At 39.1% G+C, this 10455-nt stretch carries 6 protein-coding genes; all 6 read right to left on the reverse strand.

Annotated features, from left to right (window positions below):
- Positions 1 to 139: 139 nt before the first annotated feature.
- The 6 genes from NBH15_RS28255 to NBH15_RS28280 all read right to left on the reverse strand — a co-directional run bounded on the left by NBH15_RS28255 (position 140) and on the right by NBH15_RS28280 (position 10164).
- The gene (locus NBH15_RS28255; RefSeq protein ID WP_250824129.1) at positions 140 to 1315 is read right to left on the reverse strand and encodes an MFS transporter; all 1176 of its coding nucleotides are present in this window, start codon (positions 1313 to 1315) and stop codon (positions 140 to 142) included.
- A gap of 4 nt (positions 1316 to 1319) precedes the next feature.
- Positions 1320 to 3203 carry an ABC-F family ATP-binding cassette domain-containing protein gene (locus NBH15_RS28260; protein WP_250824130.1) on the reverse strand — a complete coding sequence of 628 codons (1884 nt, stop codon included), beginning with the start codon at positions 3201 to 3203 and terminating at the stop codon, positions 1320 to 1322.
- An 80-nt stretch (positions 3204 to 3283) separates the two neighbouring features.
- A complete protein-coding gene (locus tag NBH15_RS28265; RefSeq protein WP_250824131.1) occupies positions 3284 to 6592 on the reverse strand; it encodes a DEAD/DEAH box helicase family protein in 3309 nt (1102 codons plus the stop codon).
- Positions 6593 to 6618: 26 nt separating this feature from the next.
- Positions 6619 to 7548, reverse strand: coding sequence for an endonuclease NucS domain-containing protein (locus NBH15_RS28270; RefSeq protein ID WP_250824132.1), 930 nt, complete (start codon positions 7546 to 7548; stop codon positions 6619 to 6621).
- A 13-nt stretch (positions 7549 to 7561) separates the two neighbouring features.
- Positions 7562 to 8668: a restriction endonuclease subunit S gene (locus NBH15_RS28275; RefSeq protein WP_250824133.1), complete on the reverse strand. Its 1107-nt coding sequence runs from the start codon at positions 8666 to 8668 to the stop codon at positions 7562 to 7564.
- Complete coding sequence (locus NBH15_RS28280) at positions 8665 to 10164, reverse strand: class I SAM-dependent DNA methyltransferase (RefSeq protein ID WP_250824134.1); 1500 nt, start codon at positions 10162 to 10164, stop codon at positions 8665 to 8667. The genes NBH15_RS28275 and NBH15_RS28280 overlap by 4 nt, the downstream gene beginning before the upstream one ends.
- Positions 10165 to 10455: the final 291 nt, after the last annotated feature.

Raw genomic sequence — 10455 nt, forward strand, 5'->3', positions numbered from 1 at the left:
ACGCATTTACAAGAGCTGTTTAATAAGACTAATTTCAATGATGTCAAAGAACAATTTAATCCCCTTATTCCGGGATTATTTGATTAATTAATAACTCGTCCCGATTTTAACGGGACACTAGTGCAGGCAAGTATTAAATTCAATCGACCAATTTATATTTCTCATACGACGGCCTCACCCACCGCAAATAAACCAGGAGCGACACCAGGCAGCATCCGGCACCTACCAGATAGGCTGTTGCCAAATCAGCATGCGAAGCGATAAAGCCGGCTGCCAGCATTCCGATTCCCACTCCGAAATCAAAAGAAGTCAGATAAGTGGAAGTTGCCGTTCCACGCAAATGATGCGGAGCGACATTTACGAAAAGACACTGGATAGCCGGAACACAAACACCGAATCCAATGCCTATCGCCAGCGCAGAAGCAAAAAAGACAATTTCATTATGAAACAAAGCAAATACAGCAAACGAAAGTGTCAGAAACACCAACGCACTAATCGATACCAGATGTATCTTCCCGTGATCGACCAACCGCCCGGAGATAAGCCTTGCCGTACCAACCCCTATCGCCATAAAAATAAAGAAATAACCGGGATTCGACACATTAATTTCTTTTCCGTACAGCACGACGAAAGAAACAACCATCCCATAAGGTATTGCACTCAGCAAATAAGCCAATGCCGTCGGCAACGCTTTCACCAGAATAAAACGATCCAGCGAAAAAGGAGGCCTTTCCACCTTCTCCCGTTTCGGATAACGAATCAGGCAGACAGAGCCGACACCGACCAACGCTATCGCCAGACCAACCAGCACCAGCGGATGAAAACCATACCTATCATAAACAGCGACCGCCACCAACGGAGCAAGCGACATCGCCAGATTAATCGTCAAGCCATAAAACCCCATTCCTTCGCCTCTTCGCCTGGAAGGAATCACATCTATCGCAATGGTATTACCGGAAACGGAAGTCATCCCCATAAAGCCACCCTGAATGAAACGGACAGCCATAATCGTCAGGACCGTCGTTGCAAACAAATAACCGGCAAACATACAGGCAAAAACCGTAAAGGCAAAGAGATATAACGGTTTGCGTGAAAAACAATCCACCAAGTATCCGGAAAAAGGACGGACACACAGCAACCCTATCGAATAACTGGATAATGCCACCCCCACTTCCGACGGATTAATCTTCAATACCTCCACCAAATAAACCGGCATAGTCGGCATCAGCATGTAAAAAGAAAAATTCATCAGGAAATAAGAAATACAACACTGGATGAAATTCCGGTTCCAAAGCACAGGTTTCGTTTCGTTCATATCTTTAAGCCAGCTCACTTAACTCCAGCCAGCGCATTGTCTTTTCATCAATTTCTTCAATCACTTTTGCAATGCGTTCCGACTTTGCCATCAACTCATCGTTGCTCAATGTTCCGCTGCTCATAGCCGCTTCAAGTTCAGCTTTTTCAGCTTCAAGCGCAGGTATTTCTTCTTCCAGCGCCTCAAACTCCTTCCGTTCCTTGAAAGATAGTTTCTTTTTCTGTTCATTCTGAGGGCGGTTGTTCTTTTCAGGAGCAGGAGCTTGTTTGGGCCGACGGGCAGCTTCAGCTTCCTTCTCCAACTGATCCTGTACCTCTTTCCACTCACGGTATTGAGTATAGTTGCCGGGGAAATCTTTTAGGTCGGCATTACCACGGAATACCAGTAGATGGTCGACAACCTTATCCATAAAGTAGCGGTCGTGGGAAACAACGATCACGCAACCTTTAAAGTTACGCAGATATTCTTCCAGCACATTCAGCGTTACGATATCCAGGTCGTTGGTCGGCTCATCCAGTACAAGGAAGTTCGGGTTACGCATCAGGACTGTACACAGATAAAGACGGCGCTTCTCTCCCCCACTCAGTTTATAAACATAGCTATGTTGTTTTTCGGGAGTAAACAGGAAATAATTCAGGAACTGAGAAACACCCAGTTTCTTTCCGTCGCCCAAGTCTACATATTCGGCTATATCCTGTACGACATCGATCACTTTCATTTGTTCGTCAAACTTCAAGCCATCCTGACTGTAATAGCCGAAACGAACAGTTTCGCCCACATCGAAGCGTCCGCTGTCCGGTTCCACTTCCCCCATCAGCATTTTAATGAAGGTAGACTTCCCGGTACCATTGTTACCGACAATACCCATCTTCTCGAAACGGGCAAAAATATAATTGAAATCTTCTACGATTTTAATATTACCAAAGCTTTTCGTCACATGCTCCGCTTCAAATATCTTCGATCCAATATAGGAAGCTTTCACATCCAGATTCACATTTCCGTTATCACGTTGTTGTTTAGCTTTCTTCTCCAGTTCATAAAAAGCATCGATACGATATTTAGCCTTCGTTCCACGGGCTTGCGGCTGCCGGCGCATCCATTCCAGTTCCTTACGTAACAGGTTGTTGGCTCGTTCCACTTCCGTATTCATCGTCTCCATACGTTCCTGACGTTTTTCCAGATAGTAGCTGTAATTACCTTTATACTGATAGATTTGCTGACGATCTATTTCGATAATCTCACTACAAACCCGATCCAGGAAATAACGATCATGCGTCACCATCAGAATACTGATATTGGCACGGCTCAGGTATCCTTCCAGCCATTCGGTCATTTCCAGGTCGAGGTGGTTGGTCGGCTCATCGAGGATGATCAGTTCAGGATCAGTGATCAGGACATTGGCTAGCGCTACACGTTTCAACTGTCCGCCGGACAGATGTTCCACCTTCTGATCGAAATTCGTAATCTTCAACTGCGAAAGGATTTGCTTGGCCCGTTGTTCATAGTCCCAAGCTTTCAGATTATCCATACGTATCAGGATATCCTGCAAGTTAGTGTGATCGTCACTGGCCATAGCTTCTTCATACTCAGCGATCAGTCGAACCGTCTCATTCGGAGAATAGAAACAAGCCTGAAGAACAGTTAATCCTTCGGGATAAACCGGTGTCTGCTCCAGATAACCGACACGCAGGTCGTTACGAAACACAACCGCCCCACTATCATAATCCTCCTTCCCGGCAATGATATTCAGTAATGTTGTTTTACCTGTACCGTTCTTTGCGATAAGGCCCACTTTCTGCCCCTGTGCAATTCCAAACGTAATATCTTCAAAAAGAACCAAATCGCCGAAGCTCTTGGTAAGTCCGTCTATCTGTAAATAACTGATCATACTGCCTTTTATGCTTTAATATGCCGGACAAAGATACAAAAATTCGGCGTAGGGTAATCTATAATAATGCCTCGTTTACTTTAAGCTGTTATCACCTTATGCAAATTCTCCACATATTGAGTAAGGTCACTAATTTTATCACCAAATGCATCCTGCCATTTAAAATTCACAAATGGATCATTTCCGAATATCGAGGTCGTTATGTCCCCATTTTCACATACATAATTTAAAATTGTCTTCAAATATTCCTCCTGCATGGAATTCAGATTACTTTCAGATATTAATTTTGTGAATTTTTGAATAGCAATATTCCGATCCACTCCAATTATAGAACGGATAAAAGCAGCAACATTACCACCATAAATCATATTCTGAGCATATTTTGAATATTCCTCTTTGGTTCCCAACTGTTGCCATAATATACGTTCCAAATCACGAATGTCAGCTTGAGATAATGGCTCTACATTAAATATCTTTTGCAATACTTCATTATCCTTATTACCAGCTAAATAATCCACAACACGCTGTTTATAAGTCGTAGTCGTAACTATCCCCGGAGCTTCTCCTCCATCGGTAAAAACATCTTCTATATCTATAGTAAAAGTATCCTTACTATTTCCTTTTAAGAATGATATAAGTTCACGTAGATCTTTACGAACACGTTCCAAACCTTCTAAATTCAGATTTTCCCAGAAATGAGAGCTTAGGACTTCCTTTACAGTCTCTATCTTTGCCATAACCAAAGGAATGGAAGTCGCTTTTTGAAGATCTCGGGCTATTTCAATTACTTTTTTCTTGCTTTTCACAGCATTAATATCCGCATCCAACAAGGATAATTCTATATAAAGAACAAGTAAATCGAACTGCTTGGCTTCTTCATTCTCCATTTTTTGAATCAATAACGGAGATAGACTATTTTTTATCTGTAGCGCATCTGTCTCAGAAATAAAAACCCAGTTTTCTGGTTTTCGGTATTTACAAACTAAATCCCAGTGCTTCCGAACTCCAATTCGTGAGTCATTCAGCATGGCCACCTGACTATGCAACAGAGTCTTCAATTCATCATGAAAGTTTTTAGCAAAAGGATCTTCCTGATAGCGGCTATGCTGTAAAAACACAGATATATCCGTGCGAAGACAAAACAGACGCTCAGTCAATGACTGAACAAGCTTTGCCTCTACCCCTTGAGGATTGTCATTGAAGAACTCAAAATTATTACAATAATCAAATATGTAAAAACATTCCTTATTCTTTCCGGGTCCAAATATATTTTCAGATAAACGAGTACCTCTACCTATCATCTGCATAAATTTGATCTTTGATTTAATCACTTTGAAAAAGACCAAATTCAAAATATCCGGCACATCAACTCCTGTGTCGAGCATATCAACAGAGACAGCTATTTGTGGCAAATTATCTCTCACCTCAAACTGATCAATCAGATTTCCTGCATACGTCACCGAGTTATCAATCAATTGACAAAAGCTCGGACCACATTCAGGATAAAGCTTTTCAAACCGTTCTACAATCAATACAGCATGTTTATGATTATAGGCAAAAATGATTGTTTTTCCGATCCGTTCACCGCTTTGAACCCGCAACCCGTTTTCCATCAGATCCTGCAACACTTTATCTACAGTATCTTCATTAAAGAGGAACTTAAATATTTCATCCTTTTCTATATCGCGATGATAATCCTCATCAGGATCAATATTTCTTTGAGCTTTTTCATATTCCCACACTTTTTCAAGCTGTTCTTTCTCCTCTTTGCTCAAATTATCATATTTAATTCCATTATTAATATGAGCAGAATGGCGGATAATTCCTTTATAAGGAACCAGATACTTTTCTGCAACAGCTTCCTCCAGTTCATAAGCAAAATTGGGTTCTCCCTGTTCCTGTTCGAATAACTGATAAGTACTTCTATCCACCTCACTACGTGGCGTAGCCGTCAATCCAACCAGTAAAGAGTCAAAATAATCAAATATATCCCCATATTTTCCAAAAATAGAACGATGCGCCTCATCAACAATAATCAGATCAAAACGACCCACAGAAAAGTCTTTCATATCACGATCTATATAATTAATCATCGTTTGATAAGTGCTGAACATAACACGCGCTGTCAAATCCGGTTTATTATCATCCGACAAGACACAAAAGGTTCCTGGTAATAATTTTGTAAAATTCTTATATGCTTGTTTTACCAAAGCGGTACGATCGGCCAGAAACAAAACATTTTTCACCCAGCTGTTGCGCATTAATAATTCAACCAAAGAAATAGCAACGCGCGTCTTCCCTGTACCTGTTGCCATAACCAATAAGGCACGACGGTGTTTTTTATTGAAATATTCACAAACTGCTTTAATTCCACGTTTTTGATATTCGCGGTCTGTTATCTCGTCACGAATACGCAAATCGGTAATATCCGCTCTCTCTCGTTTCTGAATGATCAGCTCCAAATCAGCTTGTGTATGATAACCATATACAGGACGTGAGGGATAACCTAACCCATCTATCACAAAGGTTTTAAAACCGTTTGTATAATAAATAACAGGCATCACGCCGTATTGGGCTTCCAGGCATTTGGCATACAATTCTGCCTGATGTTTTCCTTTGGCGGCATCCACACTGGTACGTTTAGCCTCTATGACCGCTAAAGGCTTTCCATTGGCACCAAACAAGACGTAATCGGCAAAACCTGTTTCCTTATGATTCGGCATTCCTGCCAATTGTATTTCGATACAAGCTTTTGCTGGCATAATGGTTCCTTTTGTATCCAAAATATCCCAACCTGCCTCACGTAACATTTGATCAATAAAATACTTTCGGGTTTCCGCTTCCGAAATACCTGTAACAGCTTTCGTAACCAAGGCCGTTTCTAACTTACCCTCATATTTCTCTACCAAAGCATTGGTCGGCTCCATATTTTCTTTGGGAGCTATATGAACTTCAACCTGTCCTGGAATCAAATTACGGTCAAAAGTCGGATAATCATCTATTACTTTCAGCTTTACTAATACGGAACCGACAAAAACATACAAATTCAGCAAAGAGAAAAAAGATTCTTTCTTTGCTACTTTTCCCAAATGTGCTGAATTATTACCAGCTTTACGGATATAGTGCAAGCGTTTCAACAAATCATCACTCTGAATAAAATTCTTAAACGACTCAGCATTTACCAACTGGAAAAGTGAAGACCGTTCCGGTATTTCCATCCCCCTAAACAAATAAATAGCTCTTACAATATACTCTAAAGCTCGGCGACTATTGATAGCCGACTTCTCCGGATCTATAATCTGGTTAACTTCTGCCTCATTGCAATATGCATACAAATCTGCAAAGTCCGAATTTCCTTTCAGGTAATCAAAGTTTTTTGCTTGTATCATAACACTAGTTATGTTGATTTATAAATTCACACGCCTTTAAAAAGTTTGAAATCTATCTGATACCGATAGAACTCAATATTAGTACATACCGAAAGAGCTCTCTTCAACCGGGTATCTGCCTCCAATCCGATAATAATACCTTTTACCTCTTGATTGGGTTCCGCTAATTCTTCTTTGACATACCCCATGTATCGATGAATTTGCCCGACAACGACATCGGATGTTCGCCCTCTTTTTAGCTCTATGACCAACAAGGTCTTTTTATCCTTGCTGACTGCCAGTATATCAATAGGACCAGTATCGCTAGGATATTGTTCCCCTACTATTTCACCATTATCCTCAAATATATCATATTTTTTCCCAATATCAGTATGTTTCCAATTTTTTACGAGAAAATCTTCCAAATGTTTTTCCAGAGCAAAGACTGTTGGGTCTTCAACCTCCTCATCATTACAATATACAGTAGGAGGAGCTGTTCTTGTCAAGAATGTTTCTATTTCTTGTTGATATTTTGTAATATCGCAACATGTACCGATAGAACCGGTCGAATGCTGCAAACCTTCACTCATTTCACTTCTTTGAATGGTTTTATCATACCATTGAACTCTGCGTCGGTGAGGTAGATTAGTTCCCGGCACATAATAGTAATTACCTACAATTTCGGCAATATAATATTCACCTTTGCCATTAGGAGTCAAAACAATATCGCCTATTTCAAGTCCACGGCACACAGTCCAGAGAAATCCACAGGAAAGGCTGGCTGAAACTTTTGTTTTTCCTGAATTTTCTTGTAGATATATAGGAATATACTCTTCATTAAACAATTTTCTTATTTCTGGCAAATGACCAGACAAATCATTATCCGGAAGAAAGTTAGTTCCAATAAAACCTCCTTCTTTACACTCGTCAGCATATATGCTGCCTCTTCCTAACATTACTCGGTTGTATTGTTTCATGGTTGATTAAGTTTTATCCAAAATATTTATTCATGGTATAGTCTAAGAGTTGTTGAACTTCGACTATGGATTGTTTTATTTTTTGTTTTTGGGATTCTACACACTCAATCCTTTTTGCAAATTGAATTTGAGTATTTATATTAAATATAGGCATTGTTATATTATTTATAATATTTACAGATATGCCCGGTTGAGCTACACCACGAGCATATTTATTCAATTTTAAAGAATTTAACACATAATATAGCCATACTGTATTCATTTCTATAAGAGGCGAAACAACAACTGCATGTTCAGTAGCATAAAACTGGCCTTGAGCATAATTAACATTTCCACATAATGCACCTTGACGACCTATAATAGGATAATCTCCAACATGAGAATATTTATTAATAAATCCTCTTATACCGTTTCCTCCATAACAAGGATATAGTCCTTCTTTCCAAGTTGAAATTAACTCATCAGCCTTTATGGCTTTTCCTGCTTTTAATAAACAAACATTACCAAGTTTTTCGACCTTTGTATATCTTTCATTATATAACAAATCTCCAAACATATCATAAAAAATAGCCTGCCCAAGACGATCTAACTCTTTAAGTTGTTCACGCTTCTTTACTAGTATCTCATTTAGTTTGTCGAGTTCAGTGACAATTCTTTTTTGCTCAGAAAGAGGAGGAACCCAAATAGTCATCTGAGAAAATTGAGTCTTATTGATAATAGGAACAACCGGAGCATTAGCTATATTAATAAGTTGTTGTTTATTTCCCAAAATAGCATAAGCTAAAAACCAAGATAAAACAGAATGGTCTGGTATAATTGCATTTATTTGCTGATTACACGTCGCATTTTTCCCTAAAACACCAATTTTACCTATTGTTCCAATACAAGTTACTAGCACTGCACCCTTTGGTAATTTTCGTAACTTTTGATAAGCAAAATCTGAAATATAATATTCAGAATCTAATAAATAGTCTATTTTATCAACCTCTATATCACTTGGCTTTATAAAACAATAATCTTTAGAAGAATAATTTTCTTTGTTTTTAGTAGATGGAGTATTTCCTGTTACAATAGATCCAAGCTCTCCTAATTTTTTACACACCCAACCTTCCTTCATCATCCCATCATCTTCCTAAAATCCACAATCGCCTGCCGAATCTCTTCCTCCAAACTTTCAATACGTGCAAGAATCACCTCCGGTTTTTCATACTCTACTTTTTCCCGTTCCACTTCTTTGTACTTATTGATCGAAAGATCATAATCATTGGCACGTATATCATCTACAGGAACAAAGAAAGACTGGTCTTTACGAGTACGGGATTCTTCTCCTGCAAGGTTATGGAATCTCTTTATCACATCCGGAATATCGCTACCTTCACATTCAGTACGTTTTTGATCGAGGGTAAAACCATCGGCTTTCATATCGTAAAACCAAACTTTATCCGTACCTCCTACATTTGTTTTTGTAAAGATCAGAATAGCCGTACTTACCCCGGAATAAGGTTGAAAAACACCTGCCGGCATAGAGATTACAGCCTGTAATCGATGCTTATCTACCAATTCCTTACGAATAGACTTATGTCCTTTACTATTACCAAACAACACACCATCAGGAACGATCGAAGCACAACGTCCGCCCACTATCAACATACGTAAAAACAAAGCGACAAACAACAGCTCAGTCTTCTTTGTATTAGTAATCGCCAACAGGCTTTTACTTACCGAATCATTGTCAAGGCTACCGGTAAACGGAGGATTTGCCAAGCAAAGCGTATATAAATTCTCATCCGTATTATCAGACGATAACGAGTCACGCCATTGAATATTCGGATTATTAACTCCATGTAACATCAGATTCATCGCCCCAATACGCAACATCGTTTGATCGGTATCGAACCCGTTGAACATCTCATTGTTAAAATGATCAGCAGTATTTTCATTCAACAATTCATCTTTACAATGCTCTGTAATGTATTTTGCACTTTCCACAATAAACCCAGCTGATCCCATTGCCGGGTCACAAATGATATCTCTTACAGTCGGCTTCATTAATTCCACCATCATCTGGATGATATGCCGTGGTGTACGAAACTGTCCGTTGGTCCCACTTGCCGCCATTTTACCTAAGATATACTCATACACATCTCCCATCGTATCGCGGTTGTTCATATCCAAATTGTTGATACCATCGACAACCTTAGCTAAAGTCCGTTCATTAGGAATTAGGAAAATAGCACTCTTCATAAAGCGGCTATAAGCTGAGTCCTGCCCAACACCTATATTTTTGATAAAAACGAAAACATCGTTACGAACGGTATTGAACATACGAACAGTGTCCATATTCTTAAAAACAGACCAACGCAACGATTTATAAGGGATATCCTTATCACTTTCCGGATTATGCCAGTTTCCATCCTTAAATATAAGCTTCTCTGGAGCAACATGATACTTAAATGTATTTGCTATTGCTTCTTTTTTAATCTGTGCATCATCCAACATCTTCATAAAGAACAAATAGGTCATTTGTTCCAAAATTGTAATAGAGTTTGTGATACCACCTGTCCAGAATGCATCCCATATCTGGTCCACACGGTTTTTTATTTCGCCTGTTATCATTATATTTCTTTATTAATATACACAAGAGAGTGCTTATCTGCAAAGATAGGTAAAATTCATCATGTTTTCATTTACCGATTATAAAGAAAACGTATATATATCTGAATTAGTACATTTCAGCACATCAAACGTCCTAAGTAGAAAAAACAAAGCTTACACTGTTTTTCTAACCAGGGCGACCGCACCAAAATTCCTCTAAAAAGTTTATCATTGCAAAATGAATACCTCTAATTATTTTTCAGAAGTGACAGATCCTCGTGTAACAGGTCGCTGTCTACATTTGTTGTCAGA

The organism is Parabacteroides caeci (assembly GCF_023656795.1).
GTDB classification, from domain to species: Bacteria; Bacteroidota; Bacteroidia; order Bacteroidales; family Tannerellaceae; genus Parabacteroides; species Parabacteroides segnis.